This is a genomic window from Fictibacillus terranigra (genome assembly GCF_030412265.1).
GTDB classification, from domain to species: Bacteria; Bacillota; Bacilli; order Bacillales; family Fictibacillaceae; genus Fictibacillus_C; species Fictibacillus_C terrinigri.
In genome coordinates, this window is sequence record NZ_JAUHLN010000001.1 from 83,225 (window position 1) to 110,125 (window position 26,901).

General features: G+C 44.9%; 28 protein-coding genes. 17 read left to right on the top strand and 11 right to left on the bottom strand.

The window, feature by feature from the left end:
- Nucleotides 1-28: 28 nt before the first annotated feature.
- Nucleotides 29-1,270: a PucR family transcriptional regulator gene (locus QYF49_RS00445; RefSeq protein ID WP_290397673.1), complete on the bottom strand. Its 1,242-nt coding sequence runs from the start codon at nt 1,268-1,270 to the stop codon at nt 29-31.
- Nucleotides 1,271-1,403: 133 nt separating this feature from the next.
- On the opposite strand from QYF49_RS00445, the gene QYF49_RS00450 reads away from it, so the two are divergent.
- From QYF49_RS00450 to QYF49_RS00460, 3 genes are all read left to right on the top strand, one after another.
- Entirely contained in the window at nt 1,404-3,110 is a 1,707-nt protein-coding gene (locus tag QYF49_RS00450) for a M3 family oligoendopeptidase (protein WP_290397674.1), read from the top strand.
- A 174-nt stretch (nt 3,111-3,284) separates the two neighbouring features.
- Nucleotides 3,285-3,830 (top strand): DUF420 domain-containing protein, encoded by a 546-nt coding sequence (locus tag QYF49_RS00455; RefSeq protein WP_290397675.1) that lies wholly within the window; start codon nt 3,285-3,287, stop codon nt 3,828-3,830.
- Nucleotides 3,831-3,934: 104 nt separating this feature from the next.
- Nucleotides 3,935-4,174: a hypothetical protein gene (locus QYF49_RS00460; RefSeq protein WP_290397676.1), complete on the top strand. Its 240-nt coding sequence runs from the start codon at nt 3,935-3,937 to the stop codon at nt 4,172-4,174.
- A gap of 40 nt (nt 4,175-4,214) precedes the next feature.
- Here the strand turns inward: QYF49_RS00460 and QYF49_RS00465 are convergent, their stop codons facing one another.
- A complete protein-coding gene (locus QYF49_RS00465) occupies nt 4,215-4,835 on the bottom strand; it encodes an NAD(P)-dependent oxidoreductase (RefSeq protein ID WP_290397677.1) in 621 nt (206 codons plus the stop codon).
- Between the two features lie 135 nt (nt 4,836-4,970).
- On the opposite strand from QYF49_RS00465, the gene QYF49_RS00470 reads away from it, so the two are divergent.
- Together QYF49_RS00470 and QYF49_RS00475 are read left to right on the top strand one after the other, a co-directional pair.
- Entirely contained in the window at nt 4,971-5,843 is an 873-nt protein-coding gene (locus QYF49_RS00470; RefSeq protein ID WP_290397678.1) for an NAD(P)-dependent oxidoreductase, read from the top strand.
- A gap of 143 nt (nt 5,844-5,986) precedes the next feature.
- Complete coding sequence (locus tag QYF49_RS00475) at nt 5,987-6,739, top strand: SLAP domain-containing protein (RefSeq protein WP_290397679.1); 753 nt, start codon at nt 5,987-5,989, stop codon at nt 6,737-6,739.
- Between the two features lie 248 nt (nt 6,740-6,987).
- On the opposite strand, the gene QYF49_RS00480 is transcribed toward QYF49_RS00475, so the two are convergent.
- On the bottom strand, nt 6,988-7,485 hold the full coding sequence (locus tag QYF49_RS00480) for a YajQ family cyclic di-GMP-binding protein (protein ID WP_290397680.1): 498 nt from the start codon (nt 7,483-7,485) through the stop codon (nt 6,988-6,990).
- Between the two features lie 264 nt (nt 7,486-7,749).
- A complete protein-coding gene (locus QYF49_RS00485) occupies nt 7,750-8,103 on the bottom strand; it encodes a YflT domain-containing protein (RefSeq protein ID WP_290397681.1) in 354 nt (117 codons plus the stop codon).
- Nucleotides 8,104-8,248: 145 nt separating this feature from the next.
- On the opposite strand from QYF49_RS00485, the gene QYF49_RS00490 reads away from it, so the two are divergent.
- From QYF49_RS00490 to QYF49_RS00505, 4 genes are all read left to right on the top strand, one after another.
- Nucleotides 8,249-8,395: a lmo0937 family membrane protein gene (locus QYF49_RS00490; protein WP_290397682.1), complete on the top strand. Its 147-nt coding sequence runs from the start codon at nt 8,249-8,251 to the stop codon at nt 8,393-8,395.
- 174 nt (nt 8,396-8,569) lie between these two features.
- A complete protein-coding gene (locus QYF49_RS00495) occupies nt 8,570-9,271 on the top strand; it encodes a polysaccharide deacetylase family protein (protein ID WP_290397683.1) in 702 nt (233 codons plus the stop codon).
- 240 nt (nt 9,272-9,511) lie between these two features.
- Nucleotides 9,512-13,009: a bifunctional 2',3'-cyclic-nucleotide 2'-phosphodiesterase/3'-nucleotidase gene (locus tag QYF49_RS00500; protein WP_290397684.1), complete on the top strand. Its 3,498-nt coding sequence runs from the start codon at nt 9,512-9,514 to the stop codon at nt 13,007-13,009.
- A 133-nt stretch (nt 13,010-13,142) separates the two neighbouring features.
- Complete coding sequence (locus QYF49_RS00505; protein ID WP_290397685.1) at nt 13,143-14,732, top strand: ATP-binding protein; 1,590 nt, start codon at nt 13,143-13,145, stop codon at nt 14,730-14,732.
- Nucleotides 14,733-14,796: 64 nt separating this feature from the next.
- Here the strand turns inward: QYF49_RS00505 and QYF49_RS00510 are convergent, their stop codons facing one another.
- Nucleotides 14,797-15,369, bottom strand: a complete 573-nt coding sequence (locus QYF49_RS00510; RefSeq protein WP_290397686.1) for a beta-class carbonic anhydrase — start codon at nt 15,367-15,369, stop codon at nt 14,797-14,799.
- Between the two features lie 376 nt (nt 15,370-15,745).
- On the opposite strand from QYF49_RS00510, the gene QYF49_RS00515 reads away from it, so the two are divergent.
- Together QYF49_RS00515 and QYF49_RS00520 are read left to right on the top strand one after the other, a co-directional pair.
- Nucleotides 15,746-15,982, top strand: a complete 237-nt coding sequence (locus QYF49_RS00515) for a hypothetical protein (RefSeq protein WP_290397687.1) — start codon at nt 15,746-15,748, stop codon at nt 15,980-15,982.
- Nucleotides 15,983-16,292: 310 nt separating this feature from the next.
- On the top strand, nt 16,293-16,571 hold the full coding sequence (locus QYF49_RS00520; protein WP_290397688.1) for a YwdI family protein: 279 nt from the start codon (nt 16,293-16,295) through the stop codon (nt 16,569-16,571).
- A gap of 43 nt (nt 16,572-16,614) precedes the next feature.
- Here the strand turns inward: QYF49_RS00520 and QYF49_RS00525 are convergent, their stop codons facing one another.
- Nucleotides 16,615-18,234: a glycoside hydrolase family 13 protein gene (locus tag QYF49_RS00525; protein WP_290399005.1), complete on the bottom strand. Its 1,620-nt coding sequence runs from the start codon at nt 18,232-18,234 to the stop codon at nt 16,615-16,617.
- A gap of 153 nt (nt 18,235-18,387) precedes the next feature.
- On the opposite strand from QYF49_RS00525, the gene QYF49_RS00530 reads away from it, so the two are divergent.
- The 3 genes from QYF49_RS00530 (at nt 18,388) to QYF49_RS00540 (ending at nt 19,383) form a co-directional block, all read left to right on the top strand.
- Nucleotides 18,388-18,630, top strand: a complete 243-nt coding sequence (locus QYF49_RS00530) for a hypothetical protein (protein ID WP_290397689.1) — start codon at nt 18,388-18,390, stop codon at nt 18,628-18,630.
- Between the two features lie 93 nt (nt 18,631-18,723).
- Nucleotides 18,724-18,960 carry a YvrJ family protein gene (locus QYF49_RS00535; RefSeq protein ID WP_290397690.1) on the top strand — a complete coding sequence of 79 codons (237 nt, stop codon included), beginning with the start codon at nt 18,724-18,726 and terminating at the stop codon, nt 18,958-18,960.
- A 51-nt stretch (nt 18,961-19,011) separates the two neighbouring features.
- Nucleotides 19,012-19,383 (top strand): DUF423 domain-containing protein, encoded by a 372-nt coding sequence (locus tag QYF49_RS00540; protein WP_290397691.1) that lies wholly within the window; start codon nt 19,012-19,014, stop codon nt 19,381-19,383.
- A 44-nt stretch (nt 19,384-19,427) separates the two neighbouring features.
- On the opposite strand, the gene gerQ is transcribed toward QYF49_RS00540, so the two are convergent.
- The 3 genes from gerQ to QYF49_RS00555 all read right to left on the bottom strand — a co-directional run bounded on the left by gerQ (nt 19,428) and on the right by QYF49_RS00555 (nt 21,873).
- Nucleotides 19,428-19,991, bottom strand: a complete 564-nt coding sequence (gene gerQ, locus QYF49_RS00545) for a spore coat protein GerQ (protein WP_425589528.1) — start codon at nt 19,989-19,991, stop codon at nt 19,428-19,430.
- 252 nt (nt 19,992-20,243) lie between these two features.
- Nucleotides 20,244-20,990: a hydrogen peroxide-dependent heme synthase gene (gene hemQ / locus QYF49_RS00550; RefSeq protein WP_290397692.1), complete on the bottom strand. Its 747-nt coding sequence runs from the start codon at nt 20,988-20,990 to the stop codon at nt 20,244-20,246.
- 109 nt (nt 20,991-21,099) lie between these two features.
- Nucleotides 21,100-21,873 carry a sporulation protein gene (locus QYF49_RS00555; RefSeq protein ID WP_290397693.1) on the bottom strand — a complete coding sequence of 258 codons (774 nt, stop codon included), beginning with the start codon at nt 21,871-21,873 and terminating at the stop codon, nt 21,100-21,102.
- Between the two features lie 210 nt (nt 21,874-22,083).
- On the opposite strand from QYF49_RS00555, the gene pta reads away from it, so the two are divergent.
- On the top strand, nt 22,084-23,055 hold the full coding sequence (gene pta, locus QYF49_RS00560; protein ID WP_290397694.1) for a phosphate acetyltransferase: 972 nt from the start codon (nt 22,084-22,086) through the stop codon (nt 23,053-23,055).
- 146 nt (nt 23,056-23,201) lie between these two features.
- Here the strand turns inward: pta and lipL are convergent, their stop codons facing one another.
- A complete protein-coding gene (lipL, locus tag QYF49_RS00565) occupies nt 23,202-24,035 on the bottom strand; it encodes an octanoyl-[GcvH]:protein N-octanoyltransferase (protein ID WP_290397695.1) in 834 nt (277 codons plus the stop codon).
- 3 nt (nt 24,036-24,038) lie between these two features.
- Nucleotides 24,039-24,839, bottom strand: a complete 801-nt coding sequence (locus tag QYF49_RS00570) for a class I SAM-dependent methyltransferase (RefSeq protein WP_290397696.1) — start codon at nt 24,837-24,839, stop codon at nt 24,039-24,041.
- Between the two features lie 152 nt (nt 24,840-24,991).
- On the opposite strand from QYF49_RS00570, the gene QYF49_RS00575 reads away from it, so the two are divergent.
- Both QYF49_RS00575 and QYF49_RS00580 read left to right on the top strand, forming a co-directional pair.
- Nucleotides 24,992-25,315, top strand: a complete 324-nt coding sequence (locus QYF49_RS00575) for a hypothetical protein (RefSeq protein ID WP_290397697.1) — start codon at nt 24,992-24,994, stop codon at nt 25,313-25,315.
- Nucleotides 25,316-25,590: 275 nt separating this feature from the next.
- Nucleotides 25,591-26,877, top strand: a complete 1,287-nt coding sequence (locus tag QYF49_RS00580) for an HD domain-containing protein (protein ID WP_290397698.1) — start codon at nt 25,591-25,593, stop codon at nt 26,875-26,877.
- Nucleotides 26,878-26,901: the final 24 nt, after the last annotated feature.

Here is a 26,901-nt window from a genome sequence, read left to right on the forward strand (position 1 = left end):
AGCATTTGTGAAATATCACAAACGCTCTTCAATAAAAAAGCTGCTGAATCTTTAAATCAAGATAAAGCATCGTTTTCTGGTTCGTGTTCTTAAAATCAATCTGTCCAATTTCAGCGATTCGTTTCAGCCGGTAAGTCAGCGTATTGAGATGGATATGCAGCAGGCTGGCCGTAAGGTGTGTGTTGGAACCGGCTGACAGGTACGTATCCAACGTGTTGTACAGATCAGTCTTGTGGAGCCGGTCATACTCCTTCAGTTTTGTGAGGGCCTGATTTTGATAGCGGCTGGCGGACTGCTGCTGGTGGATGACATCAAGGAACTGGTAGATTCCTAAATTTTCATAGCCATACAATTCGGATGCAGCTTCTTTAAAGCGGTTCTTTATTTTTATCACCTGCAAGGCTTCCAGGTAGCTTTTTTCAGTAAGATGATACGAACTGTAGATTCCTCCAAAGCCTGCTGTGATTTCCCTCACCCCAAAACGTTCTTTCATTTGCAGGGTAAAGGATTGAATAAACGCTTGTAAAATTTCACTAAGCGGTTCCTTCAGTGCGGAGGTCACGAGCATGATCATTTGATTCTCGTCCAAGGCTGTGAGCTGGGCTTTGACGCTCTGATTGACAGATGTGATGTAGCTAATATTTTTCTCAAATGCAGCATCGATTTCATCAGGAAACTGAAGGATCAGTACAGAGACAGGAGAACCGGGCAGAATTCCAAGCTCCCGCAGGCTGTCCTGAATGGCTTCTTCATTGCGGCTGTGGCCGGTCAGAAGCTTCCAGAAGAACTCCTGAAGGCTTTCCTGTTTTCTTCTTGAACCGGTGTACAGCTGAAGCAGCTGGTTCTTTGCCGCCTGAGCTGCTTTCTTTAAAAGCTCTAAATCCTCATCCGACAGATGGCGGTTCACTTCGAGTACCCAAATGTAGCCGAGGATCTCTTCATTTTTTCGTATGGAAATGGCGACACGGTCTCCCAGGCCGACCTTGGAGATGGAGGATACACGAAGAGGGTCGTCGCTCGCCTGAAGTTCAGGGATGACCCCGTCTTTCCATAGGCTGTTGATGACCTTCTCTGGCACACGGCGGCCGATAATCGTCGCAATTCGTGCAGGGTCGGTGCTATTTTCATGGGTGCTGTAGGCAAGAAGCCGATGATTGGCGTCTTCGATCGTCACAGGGCAATGAAGGACTTCGCTGATCGTATCTGCAAGGTTTTCAAGGCTTCCGAACGTACCTTTAAACGGATTATTTGTATAAGAGTCAGATTTCATACGATACGCTCCTGTCGGTGGACTGTTATCTCTATAATAAAACACATTGTCGCCGAAACCCTAGCCTTTTCATTCAAAAAAGGAAAAGAAGCGGCTGTGTAGAATACAGCAAGTGAAGAGAGGAGAAGATCAAATGAAATTTAGTCAGTTTACGTATAAACGGCCAAATATGGAACAGCTTCAAGAAGAGTTCAAACAAAAATTGAAGAACTTTGAGCACGCGTCTTCTTTCCATGAGCAAAACAGTGTAATGACGGAGCTCGTATCCATTCGAAACCATTTTGAAACGATGCAAAGTATCGTACATATCAGGTATACATCAAATACAGAAGATCCTTTTTATAAAGAAGAGCACGATTTTATGGATGAAAACACTCCTGTCTATCAAGGGATGGTAAGCGAGTTCTTCCAGGCGATCGTCCAGTCCAAGTATAGGAAAGAGCTGGAAGGCAAGTGGGGCAAGCATCTGTTTAACCTTGCGGATGCAGAGCTAAAAACGTACTCACCCGAGGTTATTGAGGATCTTAAACTTGAAAATAAACTGAAGAGCCAGTATGTAAAGCTGCTGTCTTCCGCGAAAATTGATTTTCAAGGGGAAAAAAGAACACTTGCACAGTTGATTCCGTTTACTCAATCACCGGATCGGGCCACTCGCAAGAAAGCTGTGGAGGCGCAGTTCGGATTCTTAAATGACCATAAAGGGGAGCTGGACAGACAATATGATGAACTGGTGAAGCTCCGCACGTCCACCGCCAAGAAACTCGGCTACACCAGCTTTGTAGAGCTTGCTTATAACCGCTTGAGCCGCACGGATTATGACAAGAACATGGTCAAAAAATTCCGCGGCCAAGTGAAAGAGCATATCGTTCCATTCTGCACATCTCTAAGGGAAAAACAAAAGGCGCGCATTGGGGTGGACAGCCTTAAATTCTATGATGAATCCTTCAGTTTTCCGCAGGGAAATCCAAAACCTAAAGGAGATGCGGATTGGATCGTTGAGCAGGGAGCAAAGATTTTCAAGCAGCTGTCACCGGAAACGGATGAGTTTTACACCTTTATGGTTGAAAATGAACTGCTGGATCTGATCGCGAAAGAAGGCAAGGCGCCTGGGGGCTATTGTACATATATCAGCGAGTACCAGTCACCGTTCATTTTCACCAACTTTAACGGCTCACAGGGTGATATCAGGGTACTGCTTCATGAAGCGGGACATGCCTTCCAGGTGTATACGAGCCGGGGCTACGAAGTGCCTGAGTACCAATTTCCAACTTTAGAAGCTTGTGAGATTCATTCCATGAGCATGGAGCTGATCACGTATCCTTGGATGGAGCAGTTCTTTGGAGAAGATACAGACCGCTATCTGTATGACCATTTAGCTGCTGCAGTAAAATTTATTCCTTACGGTGTGGCCGTCGACGAGTTCCAGCATTTCGTGTACGAAAACCCTGATGCCTCGCCGAATGAGAGAAAACAAGAATGGCGCCGGCTGGAGAAAAAATATTTGCCGCACCGCGATTTTGACGGCATGGAATTTTTGGAGGAAGGCGGATTCTGGCAGATGCAGACGCACATCTACCGCACGCCGTTCTATTACATTGATTACACACTGGCTCAAGTTTGCGCACTTCAGTTCTGGAAACGTTCACGGGAAAACCATAAAGCGGCATGGCAAGACTACTTGGAGCTTTGCGGCCGTGGAGGAAGCCTTCCATTTACTGAACTGGTGAACATTGCAGGACTGGTGTCTCCGTTTGAAGATGGATGTGTGAAATCCGTGATGGATGAAGTGAGAAATTGGGAAGCGCAGATCGATGACACAAAGTTATTGCAAAAAGCATAAATCCTTCGGTTCCGGCCCCCTGAGAAATTCAGGGGCTCTTTCATTGCGGATAAATTTGTAGTTTTTTTGACAGATGGCTTTAATCTGTGATTTCAAGGAGGAGTTAGCTTCAGGTTTGTTGTCTACAATGGTAGAATAGGTAACGAAAAAGAAGATTATGAAGGAGACCTATCCATGAGCGATCAATCAAACTCTACCGTGAAGCAGAGAAATTACACGCCTGTTGTCATTGGGCTTTCGATAGCGATCAACGTTCTTGTTGTTATTTTATTTTTCTTACCGGCCTACAACGGCAAGGTATCGTTCGATGTTCATCTTCTCCCCCGCCTGAATGCGATTTTTAACAGCTTTACCTTTGTGTTTCTTTTGGCGGCGCTGTTTTTTATCATTAGAAAAAACATTAAGCTGCATAAGCGTTTTATCTTTGCAGCATTTACTTCGACCGCTCTGTTTTTGCTTTCTTATGTAACGTATCACTATCTGGCCGAATCTACGAAATATGGCGGAGACGGCCCGTTAAAATACATCTATTTCTTTATTCTGATCACACATATTGTTTTGGCCGCTCTTATTGTTCCCCTTGCGCTCTTTACTCTTGCCCGCGGATTAAACATGCAGGTGGAAAAACATAAGAAGATTGCCCGCTGGACGATGCCGTTATGGCTGTACGTCAGTTTAACGGGTGTTGTTGTTTATTTAATGATTTCACCATATTATTAAAAGGCAGGAATGTTCCTGCTTTTTTTCTTTACATAAAAAGAAACCGAATAGCATTGCCGCAAACGGGTAGTAATAAGAAATGAACATAAAAGGAGGAGAAGAGCTTGAGCATTGAACAAAAATTGGAGAATGCTGTTCAGTATATTAAAGAGAAGACATCCTACGAGGAGGATAAAATCCGACGCGTTCTAAAAGAGGAAGGGCATTACTTTGATTTGCAGAGTGCGGATGTCGATATGGACGAGCTCATTGACCATCTTGCAAGAAAAACAAACCTGACCGAGCTTGAGGTTGATGCCATCTTGGAAAAAGAACTTCAGTATTATGAGGAAACTGAAGAATAAAAAGCAGAGCCCGTCAGTTGATCTGACGGGTTTTTTCGATTCAGTAGCAAATGCCGACGCGGCTCTGCAAAAATTCAGTGGAGGCCAGCTGTTTATAGGTAAAATCAGCCGTGTCTCCTGTACTGATCTGATTTCCATCTACAGGGAGAAAACCTTTTTCCACCCGGTAGATTCCTGTCGCCGGACCGTCAGGCAAGTAAGTCGGACAAACGATCGTCCACTGAAGGGCCGATTGCTTCATGGCCATGTATGCACGGTGGTGTTCTTCAGCCGCTCTTGTCAGCTTCCTTCTTGATTCGTTTGATTGATATCGAAGTAATCCGGCCTCTGTGCGGCTTTCCAGAATACCCGCCGTTCCAATGGTAATGAGCCGCTTCATTCCCCGATTCGTCATCTCTCGAATTACAAGCGGCATGGAGTCTGACAGCACGCTCCCGCCATCCGTCCCCAAAGCACTGATGACAGCTTCGCAGTCTTCCATCGCCCTCCTAAGATCCGCCTCAACAGTAACATCACCGGCATGAATCTTAAGGTTTTCATGGACCGCACCCAGTTTCTCAGGATGTCTGGCGAGTACATGCACTTGATGGCCATCATTTAACGCTTTTTGCAATACACCGCTGCCGACCCTCCCAGTAGCTCCTAACAGCAATAGATTCATGGGTCATCCCTCCTTCATTGTTGTCTCAAAATCTACCTTACCTGATAGAGGGCAACTACAGCAAAAATAAATCATTAGTATGTTACTTTTTATTTCTCTATAATGAGAACCAAAGACAAATAAGGAGGACTCATTATGAATCAAAACAAGGCAGTTGGTTTTATAGGAACAGGCGTAATGGGAAAAAGCATGGCTGCACATCTCTTAAAAGCAGGGCATCCCGTACATATTTATACGAGAACACGAGAGAAGGCCGAAGAGCTGCTGAGCAAAGGAGCTGTATGGAGGAGCACGGTGGCTGAGGTGGCAAAAGCTTCTGAACTAGTGATCACGATGGTTGGGTATCCGTCGGACGTGGAAGAGATCTACTTCGGAGAGGATGGAATCTTGGAAAATGCGGAAAAGGGTACATATGTGATCGATATGACAACCTCGAGCCCGCAGCTGGCTGAAAAAATCTCCAATTCAGCAAGAGAGCTTGGGCTGCATGGCCTTGATGCTCCTGTATCCGGCGGAGACGTGGGAGCACGCGAAGCAAAACTGTCGATTATGGTCGGCGGAGAGAAGGAGGACTTTGAGGCGGTTCTCCCTATTCTGAAGCTGATGGGACAGAACATCGTTCATCAAGGAAAAGCCGGAGCCGGGCAGCATACAAAAATGTGCAACCAGATTGCGATCGCCTCAGGTATGATCGGTGTGTGTGAAGCTGTTATATACGCTGAAAAGGCGGGTCTGGATCCGTCAACCGTGTTGAAAAGCATTGAATCAGGTGCGGCGGGCAGCTGGTCCCTTTCTAATCTGGCGCCGCGCATTATCAACGGGAACTTTGAACCTGGCTTCTATGTGAAGCATTTTATTAAAGATATGAAGATTGCCCTCGAATCCGCTGAGGATATGGGACTATTGACTCCAGGACTGAAGCTGGCCAAGGATCTATACGAGGAGCTTGCTGAAATGGGCGAGGAAAACAGTGGAACACATGCGTTGTACAAACGGTTAAAACGATAATTTTCCAGAAAGAATGTCATGACTATTTTCCTGGGTACATACTCTTGTGAAAAGAGGGGTGCCAATAGCGATACGATTGATTAAGATTTCGGCGCTGCATTTTGTATTGGGTGCCGGACTCAGAATGTTTATGTCGATCTCCCATGGTTTTTCAATTGAAAAGTGTGCACGCGCATGTTAACTTGCTCGGCTGGATTGCGCTTACTCTCGCGGGCATTATCTATCATTTAATTCCTGCAGCCGCTGAGGGCCGGCTGGGGAAACTTCATTTTTGGCTGCATAACATCGGTGCCGACATGCTGCTGTCGCTTTCCTTTATGTGTACGGACATGAACAAGCAGAGACGTTTATTGCAATCGGGCGTCCAATACTGCCTTGGGGATTTTGCTCTTTGCGATAAACATCTGGAGAAACGTGAAAGACTAGACACCTGGGGCGTGCCCCGGTTGCGTTTTTGGGCCGGGATGGGTAAATGTGATATGATACGGGGAGCAACATCAAAAGGATGTGTTAGCATGCAGCGTTTAATATACGAGTATTCATGGGATAAATCAATCGCCGGCCAGGATCGGAAAACGATAGAAAAGGTCTTTCAAGAGACGTCTATCCCTTCAGGACAAGCTGCTTCTTTTGCCATGATCCGTACGGCCATCAATCATAAAGGAGAATTGCTCGTAACGGGAATTCTCCACCATTTCCGCAAGGAAACGTTTACTGTCCAAAACATGGAGATGACCTATAAAGAGAACGGAAAAACGATAGCAAAATTCATCTTTACCGTGCCGCAGATCGTGCTGGAAGCTGAAACGAGCATGCCCTGGACGTTTATTTTTCCAGTGGAGAGCTTAATAAACAAACCGGCATTGGCTGACGGCCAGCTGGACTTTATAAACTAGGCTTTGTTAAGGATAGTTGGGAATAAGAAAAACCCGGGAATGAGAAGGATCCCGGGATTTTCTTATTCCGGTCGGTCTTCGGAGGGATTTATCGAACGGTTGATACTCGACACCAATCGACCTCATTCGATGCATTTTTTTCACAGCCAACACCCCCTCTACAGCAACGGCGCAACCCCAAACAAAAAACGCCTGCCCCACTATCGGGACAGGCTCCTGCTGCTCATCGCTTGAGAATGACTCAGCTTTTAGCGGTAATTGATAAATTGTACTTCAATGGGCAAGTCTGCCTGGCGGATGGCGGCGATAATCTGTTGAAGGTCGTCGCGGCTTTTTCCGGACACACGCACCTGATCATCCTGCACCTGGCTTTTCACTTTCACGCCGGAATTTTTAATGATGGTGTTGATTTTTTTGGCATTTTCTTTGTCGATCCCTTGGACGAGCTTGGCGCGCTGGCGAACCGTACCGCCGGAAGCCTGCTCAATTTTGGAGTAATCCAGGTTCTTGATCGGGACATCCCGTTTAATCAGTTTGCTGATCAAGACGTCCTTCAGCTGCTCCATTTTAAATTCATCATCAGAAATAAGGGTTAGCTCCTGGTTGGCTTTATCCAATGAAATATCACTTTTGCTGCCTTTAAAGTCATAGCGGTTCGTAATTTCCTTCATGGCGATATTGATCGCGTTATCCACTTCAGACAAATCAACTTTAGAAACAATGTCAAACGAGCTTTCTTTACTCATTTTTCCAGCCTCCTTTATGTATCTATCACTCTATTATACTAACATTATATCGCTGTTTTCAGTTTTGACAAAACTCTGTAAAATTATAACGGGCCAACGTCGGCAAGGTTATGTTCAAAAAATAGAATGGATGTTCAAAAACTGCTCCTTTATGTTCAATCGGTTGATACACCAATAATGACAAGAGTGGACATCACTATTTTTACACGAAAAAAGGGACAGGCTTCACAACACGTGACCCTGTCCCATTTTAATCATTTAACCTTACACCCAAGTGTCGAGATTGTTATCTCCTTTTACAAGCACAAGAACTTTACCTTCATCGAGCTTTCTTTCGTACTGCTGTGCTTCAATGGAGCTTAACCCGACTTCCTCAAGTTTGCTGCGCAATTCATCCCCGCGTTTTTGGAAGAGATTTTTAATGGCAGTTCCTAGTCCCTCTTCTGCCGTTCCGATGGTGTTTGCGTCTGCAGCATCTGCGATATCACGCGTGTCATCCCTCTCATGTGCAAGGACGTAGATATCATCGTGGTCGATTCCTCGAGTTTCCAGTTCGTTAACCGCAGAAATAACTTCATGTTCTGTAGAAAATTCCCGTACTAACGGTTTAACAGCCATGGTTAAATTCCTCCTTTTTAATGAATTACAGTTGTTATGTACACGTTTTTCAGTCTTTGTAAACATGGAAAAATGATCCTGGCGTTTTATGCTCCTTACTTTGGGGAAAATAAGGAGAAATGAAACAAGAAAGGAAGAGACCCAAATGATCTGGACAATTATTGGTATATTAATCGTACTATGGCTGTTGGGACTTATTTTTAAGATCGCTGGCGGTATTATTCATATTCTTCTGATTGCGGCCGTTGTCGTCCTTGTTTTCAAATTAATTAAAGGAAGACGGTCCGCATGACCCTTGGGGTGCTTCATCTGTTGAAGCATCCCTTTTTTATGTAGGCCTTCCGGATATTTTCAAAACCCGGTATCCTTTGGCACCCATAAATAGGAGCATTTTTAACTGGAAGCCATCGATATCCCGGTAAAAGAATCGTTTCCTCCGAATAGCTTGTGGGTAGGAGGGATGATTGTGAAAATCGCATTTAAAACAATGGGAGTGCTGGCGATACTCTATTTGGCCATCCTGGCGCTGCCCCTGGATGAAAACAAGGTTAAAGCAGAACGCGAACCGGAACATAAAAAAGTGTATTTAACGTTTGATGATGGACCATCGGAAACGACGGACGAACTCATTAGTGACTTAAATGACTATCACGCTTCTGCGACTTTTTTTATGCTTTCACCTCATATGAAACAATACCCTGTGGAAACCTTGAGATTGGCTTTTAGCCAAAATGCGGTTGGATGCCATGGTGTGACCCACGATAAAGAAGCGTTTTATCACAGTGCTTCAACGGTTGCGGGTGAAATGAAAACATGCCGCCAAACGATGGAAAACATCACGGGTGAGCGTTCCAATCTTGTTCGTGTGCCATACGGGAGTGTGCCGGACATGAAACCTGCTTATATAGAGGCATTGAAGCGGAACGGATTTATCATGTGGGATTGGAACGTTGACAGTGTGGACTGGGGCAGCAATGATGACAGCTGGGTCAGTAAAACGATGCAGCAAGTAGAACTGGTCGAGATGAACCAGCAAGACCCGGTCATCGTCATGCATGATAAGGAAATGACCGCCCGGGATCTTCCGGCCCTGCTTCACGCGCTTCAAAAGCAAGGCTATGAGTTTTCACCTATAACAGAAAATCAAAAACCTGTTGTATTCCAGTAAGAAAAGCTGCCGGGACTGAAATCCGGCGGCTTTTTTTATCGTTCCTTTTCCGTATTCAAAAGCGGAATGAAATAGTGTGTTTTATAGGTTTAAGGAACTGAAATTGTAGGTCTTTCTTATTAATTTTACAAAAATATCATATATTTACCTTTATTTTGTGAATAAAGTCTTTAATTTTTATTTTCAAAATATATAATTAGATTGGAAATAAAATAACTGAATGATTTTAGGGGGATACGTATGGGGAAAAAGTCCTTTACTTCCATGGGACATTCTTTACTGGCATCAACAATGGCATTAACCGTACTTGCTTCACCGTTTACTATGGATTCGGTCCATGCTGCAGTAAAGCCGAAAACACAGAGCAAAACGGAATCGGTCCAGCTTAGGATTCTTGGTACAACCGATATCCACACCCATATCGCAAACTATGATTATTATAAAGATGCAGAAACAGATGAATTCGGTTTCGCAAAAACAGCAACCCTCATCAAAAAGGCGAGAAGCGAAGCCAAGAATACTCTCCTTTTTGACAATGGCGATTTGATTCAGGGAAATCCGCTGGGAGATTACAAAGCGAAAGTGGACAAGCTTGAGAACGGGGAATTGCATCCGGTTTTCAAAGCGATGAAGCTATTAAAGTATGATGCGGCAACGGTAGGAAACCATGAGTTTAACTATGGTCTTGATTACCTTCAGGAAGTATTGGATGATGCTCCGTTCCCGTACGTGAACTCCAACGTTTTTAAAGATGATCATGATAAAAACCCTTATAACGACAGGAACTATTTTAAACCTTATAAAATTATTAAAAAGAAAGTCGTCGATGCAAAAGGGCATAAGCACGTGATTAAAGTCGGTGTGATTGGTGCTGTTACTCCTCAGATCACCATGTGGGACAAATCCAACCTGGATGGAAAAGTGATCACAAAGGATATCGTCGAAACGGTGAAATCCTATATTCCTAGAATGAAAAAAGACGGAGCGGATATCATTGTTGCTCTGGCTCACTCCGGAATTGGAGATACGGACCGCAAACAGATGGAAGAGGATGCCGCTTATGACCTTACCAAAGTTAAAGGCATCGATGCGATTATTTCAGGACACAATCATAAAACGTTCCCTGGCGATTTCGCCAGCCTGCCGGGTGTGGATGAAAAGAACGGTACGATTAACGGCAAGCCGGTCATCATGCCTGGAAACTGGGGTAACCAGCTTGGGGTAATGGACCTTGGCCTTGTAAAAGCCAAAGGAAAATGGTCTATCGCCAAAGCGAAGACTTCATTACGGGCGGTCTATGATAAAGTAAACAAGAAAAGCCTCGCCAAAACCGATGAAAGCATCATTAAGGCGATTAATAAAGACCATAAAGGGACCCTTGATTATGTCCGCCAGCCGGTTGGACAGACAAGTGCTGACATCAACAGCTACTTCGCACTTGTCCAGGATGATCCATCCATTCAAATCGTAACGAACGCACAAAAATGGTACGTTGAAAAGCAATTAAAAGGAACGAAGGATGAAGGCCTGCCGGTATTATCTGCAGGGGCTCCATTTAAAGCAGGCGGAAGAAACGGTGCGAACTACTACACCAATATTCCAAAAGGCACGATTGCGATCAAGAACGTCTCTGATCTATATCTGTATCCGAACACGGTAGCCACAGTCAAAGTAAAAGGCTCTGATGTGAAGGAATGGCTCGAGATGTCTGCTGGGCAGTTCAACAAGATCGATCCATCTAAAAAGGAAGAGCAGGCGCTTGTGAACAACGATTTCCCAACGTATAACTTTGATGTTATCGATGGTGTAACTTATGACGTCGATGTCACACAACCTGCGAAATACGACAAAGACGGAAACGTGACCAATCCTGATTCCAGCCGTATTAAAAATCTTCAATACAATGGCAAGCCGATCGACAATAACCAGGAATTTATTGTCGCAACGAATAACTACCGTGCAAACGGAACGTTCCCTGGCGTGAAGAATAAAACAGCAGTTAACCTGTACCCTGACGAAAACCGCCAAGTCATCATCGATTATATCCGTGAACGCGGAACGATCGATCCTTCTGCTGACCAAAACTGGAAATTTGCTTCTGTAGCAGGAGAACCGAGTGTAACCTTTGAATCTGCACCTGACGCTCAAAAAGCAATACCGGCGGATGGCGCTATTCAATATGTGGGCTCTGCAGCAGAGGGCTTCGCGAAATACGCTTACAAGCTTAAAAAGCTTGAAAACATTCATGTTCAGCTGTTGGGGATCAATGATTTCCATGGCCAGCTTGATACGTTCAATGCAAAGATCAATGCAGGCGGGGCAGAATTTCTAGCCGCTTACTTAAAACAGCGTGAAGCAGCCAATCCTAATACATTGCTCCTGCATGCAGGTGATGCGGTTGGAGCCAGCTCTCCAGTATCTGCTTTGCTGCAGGACGAGCCTACGATCCGTTTCCTGAACAAAATGGGCTTTGATGCGGGAACCATCGGAAACCATGAGTTTGATGAAGGCGTAAAAGAAATGATGCGTCTGATCCTTGGGGGGAGCCATCCGAAGACAGAAGCGAAATACGGCAAGTTTGAAGGTGCAAGCTTTCCTTATGTAGCAGCGAATGTCATCGACAAAAGCACGAACAAGCCTCTTCTTGATCCTTATGTGATCAAAGAAGTAGGCGGAGCAAAGATAGGCATCATCGGCGTGGTCCTATCTGATACACCAAGCATCGTTATTCCAAGCGGCGTGGAAGGCGTTCAATTTACAGATGAGGCAGAAGCCATTAACAAATATGCAAAAGAACTGGAAGCAAAAGGGATTAATTCCATCGTCGTGCTTGCCCACAACCCGGCAAACTCTACAGCTGACGGCCAAAACGCAACCGGCGAACTGGTAGATATGGCAAATAAAGTGGATGATGAAGTAGACGTGATGTTTGGCGGCCATAACCATGCGCTAACGAATGCTGTCGTCGACAACAAGCTTCTCGTTCAATCCTATTCTTCAGGGACCGCATTCTCTGATGTAGATCTTGTTATCGATCCAAAAACACAGGATATCGTAAAAAAGAACGCGGAAGTCGTCACTGTAGACCGTGGAAAAATTGCGCCGGATCCTGATATTAAAGCATTTGTTGATAAATACGTAGCAGATGTTGCTCCTATTCTAAACGAAGAAATCGGAGACACACCTAACTACATCAGCAAAGATGCGAATGCAGACGGCGAATCTCCAATGGGGAACTTGATCGCGGACTCCATGAAAGAACAGACGAAGACCGATTTCGCCTTTATGAACCCAGGCGGAGTGCGTGCAGATATTGACGCAGGAAAAATTACGTGGAAAGAAGCATTTACCGTTCAGCCTTTCGGAAATGACCTTGTGAAAATGGATCTGACCGGTGCTCAAGTTAGAAGTCTTTTGGAGGAGCAATGGGCAGATCCGACACGTGCAAAGATCCTTCAGATTTCAGGGCTGAAGTTTTCCTATGACGATTCAAAGGCGGCAGGAGAGCGGATCGTGAGCATCACGCTTCCTGATGGAAATCCTGTGGATCCGGCCAAAACCTATTCTGTCACGGTGAATAACTTTATGGCAGGCGGCGGAGATGGATACACAACCTTAAAGAACGGCAAAAACTCTGAGATTGATATCGTAGATCTTGAAGCACTTGTGAAATACATCAAAGGCAAGGGTACAGTGGATCCTAAAGTTGAAGGCAGAATCACAAAACTGAACAAATAGGCCGCAGCAAGCCAGACCAGCTTAAACCCTCTCCGTAATGGGAAGGTTTAAGCTTTTTTGTTCCGCAGGCAATCCCTTTATTTGTGATATAATCCAGTTGTTGGAGTGATTACTGGATGAAGGAGCCCGAACAGTGAATGGTTTTACAGATGATAAATTAATCTTAATCAAGAAAAGAAATAAGCTCCTTTATAAATTGTTGTGGGGATTTTTTGTTATTGATGTTCTCTTTGATTATATTTTCGACCGCGATATTGTTTCGTTCATGCTGCCGGTAGGGTTTGGCATTGGAGGCCTTATTACCTTTTTTGCGGTATGGAACCGCACACCTGTTTTTTCAATGTATCTAACCGCAACAGGTATTTTTTCTTTTCTATTCTGTTTAATATCCGTACAGCCTGTTTTGGTCAACTATCTCTACATTTGGTTCTGCCTTTTGCTGAGCACGATTTACAGCCAATACAAAGTCATTATTTATTCTGGTGCCTTGGCTGTAGCCATGTCTACTTATTTCTTTTTTACGGATCGCGAGCTCTTTTCCTCGGTTGAAGACTTTGATTTGGTCTTTATTCTATTGTTGCTCGTTTTTTTAACAGTTTTCTTTGTTCTTTCGACTCAGTTTACAGAAAACCTCCGGATGAGGGCTGAGAACAGGGAAAGGCATACTGCCAGCCAGCTGGTTGAATCGAAAGAATATTTTCATTCTGTCTTTTCACAGACAGCGGATGCCATCCTCGTTCAAAACCTAAAAGGAGATGTGCTCGCAGTAAACAGGGCATTCATTGAGCTTTACGGATGGAAGGAGGAAGAAGTGCTGAGAAAGCCGTTTCAGCATATTCCATCTACTCAAATGTATATGATCGGCGAGGTATTTCAGAAAATGATTAAAGGAGAAGCGGTTTCTGGTTATGAAATGGTCAACCAAAAGAAAACAGAAGAACTGTTTCCGGTCTCTGTCACCTTTTCTCCGATCCGCAACCCGGATGGCACAATTAAAGCGATAGCCGGAATTTACCGTGATATCACAGAAACGAAGCGGACTGAAGAACTGATCATACAGTCAGAAAAACTTTCAGTCATCGGCCAGCTGGCTGCGGGTGTTGCCCATGAAATCAAAAATCCGCTGGCCATTCTGTCAGGATTCGTGCAGTTCATGCAGGAGGAGCATATTTCCGATGAGTACACGACGATCATGCTGACGGAAATTAATAGGATGAACAGGATTTTAGAGGAATACATGCAGCTGGCAAGAGTGAAGCAGTTCACGTATGAGGAAGTGGATTTGTCCGGGCTTGTAAAGGAAACCTTGCTGCTGATGGAGGCGTTTGCCAGCCTCTCCAATATTTCAATCAAAAATGGGATTCAGGATGACTGCCGGATCAGGGGTGATTCAAACTCCCTGAAACAAGTTTTCATCAATCTGATTAAAAATGCAGTGGAAGCCTCTCCTAAAGGAAGCCAGGTTGAAGTATCGGTCAAACGCATTAGCGAAGGCTACGCAATCATTGAAGTTAAAGACGAAGGGCATGGCCTCGATAAGGATCAGCTCAAAAAGCTGGGAGAACCGTTCTTTACAACAAAGGATAAGGGGACCGGGCTCGGATTGATGGTAAGTTTTAAAATCATTGACCAGCATAACGGAGAAGTTACAGTGACAAGTGAACCGAATAAAGGAACAGTCTTTTCGGTCAAATTGCCAAAACTTCCAAAAAAAAGCTCCTGACTGTACAGCCAGGAGCTTTTTAATGCAAAGAAGGGTATACTATCCAGATTATTCGTACCTAACCCTAGTGCTTTTCTTGTTCATACCCATCAACCACAACATCGAGCTTTCCGGTTTCCGGATCGATTACGAGGCCATGAATGCGAACACCCTCAGGAAGAAGCGGGTGATGCTTCACCATGCTTACGCTGTCTTTCACTGCATCCTCTACCTTATCAAACCCTTTGAGCCACTGATTAAAATCCATGCCTGAGTATTTTAAGGTATTGAGTGTTTCTTCCTGGATGCCTTTATCTTTCATCTTTTCGATAAAATCATCCGGATCAAGAGCACTCATTCCGCAGTCGTGATGGCCGATAACACAGACCTCGGATGCTTTTAAAGCATAAATGGCGACAAGGATACTGCGCATGACACTTCCAAAAGGATGGGCAATAATCGCACCGGCAGTTTTGATATGCTTAACGTCACCGTTTTTTATATTCATGGCTTGCGGAAGAAGTTCTGTCAGCCTTGTATCCATACATGAAATAATAACAAGCTTTTTCTCAGGAAACTTGGTCGTCTGGTATTTCTGGTATTCTTTATTTTCCACGAACTTTTCATTGTAAGCTAAAATTTCTTTTAAAATAGACATGTTACTCTTCCCTTCCATAGAACTCTTTTTTTACTATTTTATCGAAAGATCCGCAGAAATCAAATTTTAAAAGTTTTTATTAGACGAAACAAGCGTGTTATCGATAAAAAAACAGGCTGAAACATCATCAGACAGAACGATGCTTTCAAGAATGGTTCGTATTTTGTTGGACAACGCAAAGATATGTAGGAAAAAAACTAGGAAACAAAGCAGATTGTGACAAACATTTCCTTTTGCGCTTCGTATAATCAAACTATCAAGAACATAAGATAGTAAGTTATGAAAGCATCTAGTCAGGAAGAAAGGAGGACAGGCCGAACGAAACACTGGTAAGCCATTAAAATAGATTTACGAATAAAAAGGGGGATGAACGGATATGGAACAATCTGTGTTTTTAATAGCCATTATTCTATTTACGGTGAACGTGATGTTTCAAAAAGCGGTTGCCTTGATGATCACCAAGGTGGAACAAACGGTTCGTGCGAAAGAGCAGAAATACCGCGTGGCAGCCAAGCTGGTTGAAGCCATTAAAAAGAAAGAACGACCGCTCTTCCAACAGATCAACAACTATAAACAAGCACGCCGTAAAGTGAAGTGGGTGGATACATCTTAACAAAATACGAACAACCAATTCAAATCGAGGGGAGAGGATAAATGATATTATTAAGAATGGCTAGATACTACTTAGTAATACTTAAAGAAATGGAAATATATGAAGGGTATTCTGCTGGCAGATCCAAAAATCTATTAAAATGGATAATTCATAGGGTTTCGCGGCCTGGATCACCGTGAAACATTGTGAATTTCAATAATAAATGCGCGGAGTATGTCGGGCAGTCTCTTTTGGGCTGTCTTTTTTTCGTGAAGAAAAAATGTGGTACTATAAGAACAGCATAGAAGGTTTATCGGAAGGAGAACATATCATGAGTATTTCCGTTCGGCATATCATCACACTGATGGAAAAGCATTTGACTGAATTGAAGCAGCTCCCGGAGGGTTCGCCAAAAACAAAGGAGAATGCGGCTGCCATTAAAACACTCTGCGAACTTATGCTGGAGTCTGACACTGCCAGGGAGGCCGGCCAGTGGATGCAGCCCTCCCCTATTTCGGCTCCGCCTGGATTTACAGGTCCATTGACCAAACCGAATAAAAAGATGGATGATGACGAAGAAGGCAATGGCGACTCCATTTTTGATTTCTAGAATAAAGAAAACCAGGCTCATCCTAAATGGATAAGCCTGTTTTTTATAGATGGTAGATTCTTGCCTCATGTGGCTGAAGGATGTTTTGGCCGTTGACCGATGAATAGTTTCCAAGGACCAGATGATCTTCATTGGGCGTATAGGAAGCCGGGAGAGAAAATGAATGCGGCTCATCGCTATGGTTTAGCATGATCAGCCATGTGACACCATTCAAGCTCCTGGTGTAAATGTACAAATAAGGTTCACCCTCTGACAGATCCTGATAATCACCATAAACCATGACGTCGTGTTCTTTGCGCAAAGCGATCAGCTCCTTATAAAAATAAAAGATCGAATGGGGATCGTTCAGTGCGTTTTCAACATTGATATCTTTGTAGTTTGGGTTCAAGCTGAGCCAAGGCTTTCCACTGGTAAAGCCGGCGTTCTTTGATGTGTTCCACTGCATGGGAGTCCTCGAATTATCACGGCTTAACGGCTGAAGCTCGCGCAGCACCTCCTGCGGGTCTCTGCCTTTTCCTGTTTCTTCCCCATATTTATTTTTCATCGCTATATCCTCATACTCATCGATCGTCTCGAACCTTACCCCGGTCATTCCAATCTCTTCGCCTTGATAAATATAAGGCATCCCAGGAAGGGTATGGACCATAGTAGCGAGCAATTTAGCCGATTCCACACGGTATACCCGATCGTTTCCGTACCGTGTTACCTGCCGGGTATGGTCATGGTTGTTCAAAAATTGTGAGTTCCACCCTTTTCCATGCAAGCCTTCATACCAAGTTTGCTGAATTTCCTTATACCTGAGCATATCCCAGGAAGGCATATCGTCCGCTACTTGGAAATGGAACAGCGTGTTCAGTTCATGCCGGTCTTCCCCAACATATTTTAGGCCGTCTTCAGGTGTAACGAACGGAATTTCGCCGACGGTCATCACATCGTAGTGCCGCAGCACTTTTTCGTTCATCTCTTTAAGATACTCGTGAATGCCGGGATTATTTCCGAGGTAATCAATGTTCTTTGGTTGTCCCGCATCGGGGAACCCTTTTTGTTTGGCCAAAAGATTGATCACGTCCATACGGAACCCATCAATTCCTTTATCGAGCCAAAACCTCATCATGCTGTAGATTTCTTCTCTGACCTCTGGGTTCTCCCAATTGAGGTCAGGCTGCTGGACCGCAAAAGAATGCATATAATATTGATCCGTATGGGAATCGTATTCCCATGCAGAAGGAGAAAAATAAGAACGCCAATTGTTCGGTTCCCGGCCTTCTGCAGGATCTTTCCAGATGTACCAGTCTCGCTTCGGATTATCCTTTGATGACCGCGATTCAAGGAACCAAGGATGCTGATCAGAGGTATGGTTAACCACCAAATCCATGATAAACTTCAATCCTCTGTTGTGAGCTTCGTTGAGCAGTTTTTCCCAAGTTTCCATCGTTCCTGCTTTTTTCATCACCGAACGATAGTCTGCGATGTCGTATCCGTTGTCCAGATCGGGTGACTCATAGATCGGATTGAGCCAGATCACGTCTGCTCCCAGTTCTTTAATATAATCCAGCTTTTGGATGACGCCTTCCAAATCTCCAAAACCGTCTCCGTCTGTATCAAGAAAGCTGCGCCAATAGACTTGATAGACGACTGCTTCCTTCCACCATGTTCTCTTCAAAACCTTCACCCTTTCCTCACCTTTTTCTCCATTATGAAGGATGGAAAGTTTCCTGGAAACCCATTTCGCAATTAGGTATTCCGATCCTTGGATTGATTACAGGAGGATCAGCGCTCGGCCTTGTCTGTGCCGCTTCAGGAATAGGAGGAGTCTTTGCGGGCTCCGCTCGTGGGAGCGGTGTCCGAAACGTTTGGCCCGGCTGCCGGATTCAATCTGCCCATCGTCTTCTTAAGTGTTCTTCTCATCTTCTCGTTCTTTATAAAAGATGTTCCTGACGATCAGGGAAGACCACCAATTCATAAAGGGCCGTTTCAAAGGCTTTGGAATGTTTCACCTCCAAAAGCATCTAACTTTCTAAAGCAGATAGGTCAAAAGTCTTGTTTTTTAAAACGGTAAAAGGTATGATGGTAAATTTTACTGTTCGGGTTTATACTATTTTTACGAACATTTGTTCGTAAAAATATACTGAAAAAGTGAGGGAGATCTTAAATGAATACAGCTAATGATTGGCTAGGGCTAGTAAATCTCCTTGGGAATGTGGGCTTTCCGGTTTTACTGGCTGGCTATTTGATGCTGCAGTTTGAAAAAAGGATACAAAGCTTGGAAGCTGTAATAAAAGACTTGCGTGATGAACTGGTTGATAAGGAAGAGCTTGAAAAGAAATTGGAGCAATACGGTCAAAGGCTGAGAGAAAGAGAGGATCTGAAAAATACGGATGTTTCATAACCTCCATTACTTTCTGGTATGATAAAAGAAAACTAGAGGAGTGGATTGGAAATGAAGCTGTTTTTAATCCTGGGTGCCGTGAATGCTGCACTGGCAGTCGTGCTGGGAGCATTCGGTGCTCATGGTCTGGAAGGAAAACTATCGGAGAGGATGCTCGAAGTTTATAAAACGGGTGTTCAATATCATATGTATCACGCCATCGGGCTCTTGATCGTCGGCCTTCTCGCGGGAAAACTGGCAAACTCAGGAGCATTGCATTGGTCAGGCTGGCTGATGTTCATTGGGATTATCCTGTTTTCCGGCAGCTTGTACGCATTAAGCACAACCGGTATTTCGAAGCTCGGCATCATCACGCCGTTTGGCGGAGTGGCATTTATTGCCAGCTGGGTACTATTCATCATGGCAGCAGTAAAAGGGCTGTAAAAAGGAAAAGAGCTTTGCTTATGGCAAAGCTCTTTTTTATCGTTTTATCTTGGGCTGTAGGTCGACATCGGCTGTCCTTGAGACTGTCCCTGGCTTTGCCCCTGCTGCTGCTCTCCCTGAGCCCCGCCATAAGGATAGGTATATTCAATTTCTTCATCGAACGTAATATAGTTGACGAATACCATGAGAAGAAGATAGCGTTTTCCGGTCTGCGGATCGCTCAGGATAATGTGGTCGCGTCCTGCAGCTTCTATCACTCCTCTGAATACTTTGGAATTCCACTTATCACTTCCTTCGAATGTTTGATAGACTGTCGCTACTTTTCCTTTGTTTAAACGCAGGATGTTTTCAATATAGGATTGTTCCAGCGGGAGCTGTCCAGGCGCTGCAATATCAGTTGGGAACTGACCGTATGCCGCTCCAAGCCCTTGGGGCGGCATCGTCATGTCCGGGATCATCCCAGGCCCTGCATACCCTCCCTGTCCTTGCTGTCCCTGCGGCATCTGACCCTGACCCATTCCCATCTGGCCGGATTGAGTCATGCTGCCATAGTATGGCGGCATACCCCCGCCTGTTTGCTGGCCTTGTGTTTGCCTGTAATTTGTCATACTTGAAATCCCCCTTATACAAAAGGTTTTGGTAAACTTACGGACCGGTATAGGTTTCTTAATGATTGATAGAGTAGTGAAGGAGTCCATAAAACTACATTTCATCATATGTGAACATGCAGCCTGTTAGACCAAAAAAAGCTGGCTCGCATGTCCGGCTTACTTGCGCGGCATGAGAACCAGCTCTAGGGAGGCGTTTTATTTTAAAGCTTCAGCGCTTGTCGGGCCTAAGAAGTGCGCTTCCGCTTTTCCTTAAACGTGTAAATAGCCAGGTACGGCTTCTTTTGTAAGCTGATTCCCGACATAGAATGAACCGAATTCACCGTAGCGTGCACTTACTTCATCAAATCTCATCTCATAGACGAGTTTTTTAAACTGAAGAACGTCATTGGCGAAGAGTGTGACTCCCCATTCCCAGTCATCGAATCCGACAGAGCCGGTGATGATCTGTTTGACTTTGCCTGCATAGCTTCGGCCGATCATGCCGTGGCTGTACATCAACTTTTTGCGTTCTTCCATCGGAAGCATATACCAATTGTCGTTTCCTTCCCGGCGCTTGTCCATTGGATAGAAGCAGACATATTTCCATTTCGGAAGCTCCGGTTTTAACCGTCCTTGAATCCTAGGGTCTGTTTCAGGGTCTGCATCGTTGGATGGATTATAGTTGCTCAGCTCTACCACAGATACATAGGAATAGGCAGGTATCGTATATTGTGCAAATGTTGTTTTATTGAACGCATTTTCGATTTCATTGAGGTCTTCCATCGTAGGACGGAGCAGCATCAGCATGAAATCTGCTTTTTGGCCAACGATCGAATAAAGGGCATGGCTGCCTTCTCTGCGGGCTTCGACTCCTTCCCATTTTTCCAAAAACGTCATAAATTCTTTGATGGCAGCTTCTCGTTCATCACTTGAAATCGCTTTCCAGGAGACCCAGTCCATCTTACGAAAATCATGGAGACAGTACCAGCCTTCCAGGGTTTGTGCAGCTTCACTCATGTATAGTCACTCCTTGGAACATAATGATAATTTCACTCTTTTCCAATATACCACATTCGATTGAATAAAAAAAAATCCCCGGTCCGTTGGAAACAGCCGGGGATGAAAGTTACACGAATCGCTGAATGGCAGCGGTGATTTTGCTGCTAAGAATAGAATGATCCTGGAGCTCTCGTTCTGCAAAGGCAAGTCTGACCTGTTTTTCATCCAGATCCATCGCTTCTTCAAGCATTCCGAACAGCCCTTTTGCTTTCTTATCGATTTCCAAAATGATCTCTAAGGAGCTTCCATCACTTAGGAATACTGCTTCTAGTTCATCCAACTTTCCCCTGAACATGCCGGTCGGCACATATTCGAATTCCTGAATAAACGGCAGGCGGCCGCCAGTAAATCGGGAAGCGGCTTCACAAGACGTGTGGCGAAGCACAAAGTCCAATCCTTCAATAGCTTCCATTGCTCTTCTGACAAGCGGTCCTGGATTAACCGTAATGTAATCTTTGTCTGACGGATCGACGGCATTCTTTATGTCTGCTCCGGTCTTCAGCCATACCGGTGTATGTCCGATGCTCAGCGGAACATCATAAGGCAGCCGGAACGAAAAAGGTATCTTTCTTATTTCCCCCGGCTGGATGGTTAAAGAATCAATCACCCGATGGCTTGCCACGGCTGCGTGTTCCCGGTATTTCTTATCATCAGATTCTCTTATGTATTCGGTCATAAGGAAAATGGATACCGAGTCAATCGGCTGAGCAGCCTTTCCGCCGGCAATCTGTACAGTTCCGGTGACATCCTCGCCGGGAATGAAACGGGTTTTGGTTAAGATCGTATCAATAGTTGCCGCACCGATACCTACACTGGCCAGCATTTTGTTCATAAAAGACATACTTAAAATCCTCCTTGAAATGGATAGTAAGATATACGGATCAATTTGTATAAAAGATTCAAACAGATCCATATCTATCCTTTTTATCCTTTGTATATTCTAAAAATAACAACTTCTTTGCACAAGCGCTTTCAATTAAGGGTATAGGTTTAAAACGGACGTGAAAAGGAGTACCCTAGTATGGAATGAACCCGAAGAGGAGGACCTCGCATGAGCGATTTATTTAAAGAGTTAAAAGATAAGGTACAGCAGCAGAACCCGACGATTGTTTTCCCGGAAGGAACCGACGAGCGAATTCTGGCTGCAGCAGTGAGATTGGCTGAAGAAAACGTGCTTAAACCCATTCTGGTTGGAGATAAAGAAGAGATCACTTCGAGAGCAAAAGAAATTGGAGTCAGCCTTGGTGACATGGAATTAATCGACCCTAAACAGTATGCTGAATTCGACAGCCTGGTGGCATCATTCGTGGAACGCCGAAAAGGGAAGGCGACAGAAGAACAAGCTCGCCAGATCCTTACGGATGAAAACTACTTCGGAACCATGCTGGTCTACACAGGGAAAGCTCATGGGCTAGTGAGCGGAGCTGCCCATTCTACCGCGGATACGGTTCGCCCGGCACTGCAGATCATTAAAACAAAAGAAGGCATCAAGAAAACGTCCGGCGCATTTATCATGGTTAAAGGCGAAGAGAAATATGTGTTTGCCGATTGTGCGATCAACATCGCCCCTTCAAGCGCCGACCTTGCTGAATCTGCATTAGTGAGCGCGCATACGGCAAGAGTATTCGGCATCGACCCGAAAGTGGCACTCCTAAGCTTTTCAACGAAAGGGTCCGCTAAATCGGCTGAAACTGAAAAAGTAGTAGAAGCGACCGAGCTGCTGAGCGGCATGAACCCTGATTTTCCGTTTGACGGCGAACTTCAGTTCGACGCGGCTTTTGTTTCTTCCGTAGCTCAGAAAAAAGCACCGGATTCTCCTTTAAAAGGCGAAGCGAACGTATTTATCTTCCCTGGACTCGAAACAGGAAACATCGGGTATAAGATGGTTCAGCGCCTTGGCGGTTTTGAAGCGATCGGACCGATCCTGCAAGGACTAAACATGCCGGTTAACGACCTTTCCCGCGGCTGCAACGAGGAGGACGTGTACAAGCTCGCTCTTATTACAGCGATGCAGGCATTATAGGAAAGCGCAAGCGCCCTGTTAAGGTCCGACAAGCGGCCAAAGAAGAATTGTGTTTTTCAATACGTCCTCAGAGGACTAGGATGAAATAAGATTCATATTTCATCTTTTATGCTGAAGCTGGACAACACATAAAAAGGCACTGGATATTAAATCTCCAGTGCTTTTACATTTCGTTCCCATACCCGCTGATAGTTGTAGTCATATATTTGAATCTCGTTAACGGAAAGTGGAGATGAAACGAGATGACTGCTTTCTTCTTTTAATACATATAAGAGTCTTGTCATCAAGCCGGCGACGGTGAGCTCCAATCCTGCCAATTCAGATAAAGAAGCCATTACTTCAGGCTGTATGTCGGGATAGACGAATTTAGTAGGCTCACCCTGAAGGCCATGTTGATAAAAATCCCGGATGGCCTCGGCTCTTTCAGCACCGTTTCCGTTCACACATAAGTAGATCTGCACAGCTGCTCCATTGCGGATGCGCCGCTGCGAGATACCTGCAAACTTCTTCCCGCCTACACTCAGATCATAGCTTCCCGGGCAATACGACCCATGGATTTCCCGTGCTTCAAACATGACATCATAGGGGCTCAGCATTTTTTGTATGAGTTCGACCATCGTGTCATATCCCTTGTTGATTTCGATACTGCTTTCTTTTTCGGGAAGAATGATTGAAATATTCAATACTCCTTCATCAAGGACGACGGCTAGTCCGCCTGAATTACGGACAATCACACGGTATCCCTTTGATTTTAAAACTTGTATCCCTTCATGCAGATGGGGAAGGCGGGTATCCTGGATGCCGAGGACAACGGTGTTGTGGTGCACCCATGTACGGACAGTGGGTGAAGATTCACCCGCCCCGATCGACGTACAGAGCGTATCATCCATCGCAAAAGACTGCAGGGCGTCAAAGGACGGACCGAGACTGGACTGGTCGATGATCCGCCATTTTGGCTGAAATAACAATGAAGTGCCCATCGTCTATCGCTTCTCCGCTTCAATGATGAAGGTTTTAGGAATGCCATGGTCAAAATCACCAGGATGCGGTTCTTCTTTCAGCTGTTTAATAAACAATCCAGCAGTTCCGATCGCGGTTACGATTTCACCCAGTGTCCATTTGCGGATCTCCACTTGATAAGGTTTTCGTTCTTCTTCTGTGGCATATTGAAGTTCAGGAAGAAACTTCGAATACGATACATCTACCGTTTCAAGTGATGTGCTGAAATAGTCCCCGCTCACCTTGTGCTTTCTCGCTGCCTGGCTTTTGCCCTGGGACGTAATGAGCTTTGTGGAGACCGGATGGAAATCTTGCAGGACCAATCTTCCGCCAGGTTTAAGCAAGCGATAAACCGTCGTGAAGAACGGCACAAGATCTGTAAAATAATGAAGGATCCCGTTTTCTGTTAGAACAAGATCATAATCCCCTGAGAGTTCTTCTTCCGGAAGGTCGAGAACATCACACTTGATATAACGGAGCGGAACCCCGGCCTCATGAGCAAGCTCTTTTGCATAGCGTTCGTTCGGTTCAGAAAGATCAATGACGGTTGCATCTGCACCAAGCAGTGCCATCGCCACAGCCTTGCTGCCATGGGAGCCAAGAAGGTTGCAGGCCTTCTTCCCTTTTACATCGCCTATATAGGTTTCAAGCGGACTCAACCGCTTTACCGGATCTTTTTTTAGTTTAGCAGCGGCTTTCGCCGGTTCGCCAAATCGATGGGTCCAGGCTTCGTAAGACTTTTCGTTCCAAGCCTGACTGTTCTGGTTTTGTTGTGTGTGATCCACGAGTCATCCTCCTGCTTCTTTCATTCCTTACTAGTATAACGCAACAGGCAGCGGAGCTTCCATGCCGGAAAATTAATTGCAACTTTTTGGAATGTATTTACGTAAGTATAGGTATAGTGAATGGAAGAGATACGGACAAAGGAGGAGATCGATTGAATAAGAACATATCCAGAACCTTAAAGTGGGTTTCAGGAGGATTTGAAGCGCTGCTGGGCATACCATTTGTTGGAGGAACCATCGTGGTTTCCTTTCTATGGACACCGCTCGCTCTTGCGCTTGCCCTCCATATCGCAACCCTCGTCTTTTCGGCGAAAGAAGGTAAAGCGAGACACGGGAGCGTTCTTGGCATCGTGACTTCCTGCATCGCGTGGATCCCGTTTGTCGGGATGATCATGCATATTATTTCCGCCATCCTGCTGCTGGTCGATGCCTACAGGCAGAAGGATACAGATAACAAGGTCGTAGATACGCAGTAAAAGAGAGGATGGCCCCGCGGGTCTCCTCTTTTTTTGATACCAAAAGAAAAAGAAAGCATGACAGCGATTGAAGATATACAGCTGTCAAAACCGCTCGTTTTGTTTGTTGTATCATGGTTCAAAATTACGTAAAATAGGGTATACTTCACAATGAAACAAATCATACAGCAAACATGACAATCCTTCTGGCGAACATATGCATGAGAAGGGATTTTCTTTTTTTAGCAGAACTATAAACATAAACTAATTGCGGCTGAAGGAGCATTTACTAAGATATGGCGAAAGAAATGGGTCAGTTGAATGAAGAAAAGGTGTTTAAAGATCCTGTTCACCGTTACATTCATGTAAGGGACGAGCTGATCTGGAAGCTGATAGGCACGCGTGAATTTCAGCGTCTTCGACGGATTCGCCAGCTGGGTACTACCTATTTGACGTTTCATGGAGCTGAACACAGCCGTTTCAGCCACTCTCTCGGTGTATACGAGATTACAAGACGGATCGTTGAAATATTTCAAAACAGGCCGCATTGGAACGAAGGCGAAAGGATGCTTGTTCTTTGTGCTGCACTGCTGCATGACATTGGACACGGGCCTTTTTCCCACTCCTTTGAAAAAGTGTTCGGAGTTGATCATGAAGACTTCACAAGGGATATCCTGTTAGGCGATACCGAAGTGAATAATGTCCTTCGCTTGCAGGGGGGGGATTTTCCCGGAAAAGTGGCCGAAGTCATTGAAAAGACCTACCATGACAAGCTGATCGTCAGCATGATTTCCAGCCAGATTGATGCCGACAGGATGGATTACCTTCTTCGCGACGCCTATTTTACAGGAGTAAGCTACGGGAATTTCGATCTGGAGCGGATTCTTCGTGTCATGCGCCCGATGGAAGAGGGAGCGGTGATCAAGGCAAGCGGGATGCATGCTGTAGAAGACTATATTATGAGCCGATATCAGATGTATTGGCAGGTCTATTTCCATCCGGTCACAAGAAGTGCCGAAGTGATCTTGAGCAAAATTCTTCACCGGGCAAAGGACCTGTATCAGGAGGGCTATCCATTTAAGCATGACCTGACGCATTTCCGCTCACTGTTCGAGGGGAAAATCACCCTGGAAGACTACATAAAGCTTGATGAGGGAGTCATGCAGTATTACTTCCAAGTGTGGCTGGACGAAGAGGATAGTACGCTTCGTGACCTGTGCCGACGCTTTTTGGACAGGAAGCTCTTTAAATACTCGGAGATGGTTTCTGTTTCAGAAGTGCTCCGCCTTTCAGGATATTTTGAGGAAGCGGGCATCGATCCCAAATATTACCTCGTGGTTGACTCCTCTTCTGACCTGCCGTATGACTTTTACAGGCCGGGAGAGAAAGAGGAAAGGCTTCCTATCAATCTTTTAAAAGCCAATGGTGAAATTCGTGAACTTTCAGGAGAGTCAGATGTAGTAGAGGCGATTTCAGGGAAAAGAAGAACGGACCATAAACTCTATTATCCTGCTGAGCTGATCGAAAAGATAGATGACAATATGCTGAAAGAAAAGATAAAACAAATATTGAAAAGGGATTAACAGGTATCATTTTAAGGGGGAAAT

What these genes read in the sequence shown, in the direction of transcription:
- QYF49_RS00445 (WP_290397673.1), bottom strand. Translation starts at nt 1,270, where the DNA reads ATGAAATCTGACTCTTATACAAATAATCCGTTTAAAGGTACGTTCGGA.
- QYF49_RS00450 (WP_290397674.1), top strand. Translation starts at nt 1,404, where the DNA reads ATGAAATTTAGTCAGTTTACGTATAAACGGCCAAATATGGAACAGCTT.
- QYF49_RS00455 (WP_290397675.1), top strand. Translation starts at nt 3,285, where the DNA reads ATGAGCGATCAATCAAACTCTACCGTGAAGCAGAGAAATTACACGCCT.
- QYF49_RS00465 (WP_290397677.1), bottom strand. Translation starts at nt 4,835, where the DNA reads ATGAATCTATTGCTGTTAGGAGCTACTGGGAGGGTCGGCAGCGGTGTA.
- QYF49_RS00470 (WP_290397678.1), top strand. Translation starts at nt 4,971, where the DNA reads ATGAATCAAAACAAGGCAGTTGGTTTTATAGGAACAGGCGTAATGGGA.
- QYF49_RS00475 (WP_290397679.1), top strand. Translation starts at nt 5,987, where the DNA reads ATGGTTTTTCAATTGAAAAGTGTGCACGCGCATGTTAACTTGCTCGGC.
- QYF49_RS00480 (WP_290397680.1), bottom strand. Translation starts at nt 7,485, where the DNA reads ATGAGTAAAGAAAGCTCGTTTGACATTGTTTCTAAAGTTGATTTGTCT.
- QYF49_RS00485 (WP_290397681.1), bottom strand. Translation starts at nt 8,103, where the DNA reads ATGGCTGTTAAACCGTTAGTACGGGAATTTTCTACAGAACATGAAGTT.
- QYF49_RS00490 (WP_290397682.1), top strand. Translation starts at nt 8,249, where the DNA reads ATGATCTGGACAATTATTGGTATATTAATCGTACTATGGCTGTTGGGA.
- QYF49_RS00500 (WP_290397684.1), top strand. Translation starts at nt 9,512, where the DNA reads ATGGGGAAAAAGTCCTTTACTTCCATGGGACATTCTTTACTGGCATCA.
- QYF49_RS00510 (WP_290397686.1), bottom strand. Translation starts at nt 15,369, where the DNA reads ATGTCTATTTTAAAAGAAATTTTAGCTTACAATGAAAAGTTCGTGGAA.
- QYF49_RS00515 (WP_290397687.1), top strand. Translation starts at nt 15,746, where the DNA reads ATGGAACAATCTGTGTTTTTAATAGCCATTATTCTATTTACGGTGAAC.
- QYF49_RS00520 (WP_290397688.1), top strand. Translation starts at nt 16,293, where the DNA reads ATGAGTATTTCCGTTCGGCATATCATCACACTGATGGAAAAGCATTTG.
- QYF49_RS00535 (WP_290397690.1), top strand. Translation starts at nt 18,724, where the DNA reads ATGAATACAGCTAATGATTGGCTAGGGCTAGTAAATCTCCTTGGGAAT.
- QYF49_RS00540 (WP_290397691.1), top strand. Translation starts at nt 19,012, where the DNA reads ATGAAGCTGTTTTTAATCCTGGGTGCCGTGAATGCTGCACTGGCAGTC.
- gerQ (WP_425589528.1), bottom strand. Translation starts at nt 19,991, where the DNA reads ATGACAAATTACAGGCAAACACAAGGCCAGCAAACAGGCGGGGGTATG.
- hemQ (WP_290397692.1), bottom strand. Translation starts at nt 20,990, where the DNA reads ATGAGTGAAGCTGCACAAACCCTGGAAGGCTGGTACTGTCTCCATGAT.
- QYF49_RS00555 (WP_290397693.1), bottom strand. Translation starts at nt 21,873, where the DNA reads ATGTCTTTTATGAACAAAATGCTGGCCAGTGTAGGTATCGGTGCGGCA.
- pta (WP_290397694.1), top strand. Translation starts at nt 22,084, where the DNA reads ATGAGCGATTTATTTAAAGAGTTAAAAGATAAGGTACAGCAGCAGAAC.
- lipL (WP_290397695.1), bottom strand. Translation starts at nt 24,035, where the DNA reads ATGGGCACTTCATTGTTATTTCAGCCAAAATGGCGGATCATCGACCAG.
- QYF49_RS00580 (WP_290397698.1), top strand. Translation starts at nt 25,591, where the DNA reads ATGGCGAAAGAAATGGGTCAGTTGAATGAAGAAAAGGTGTTTAAAGAT.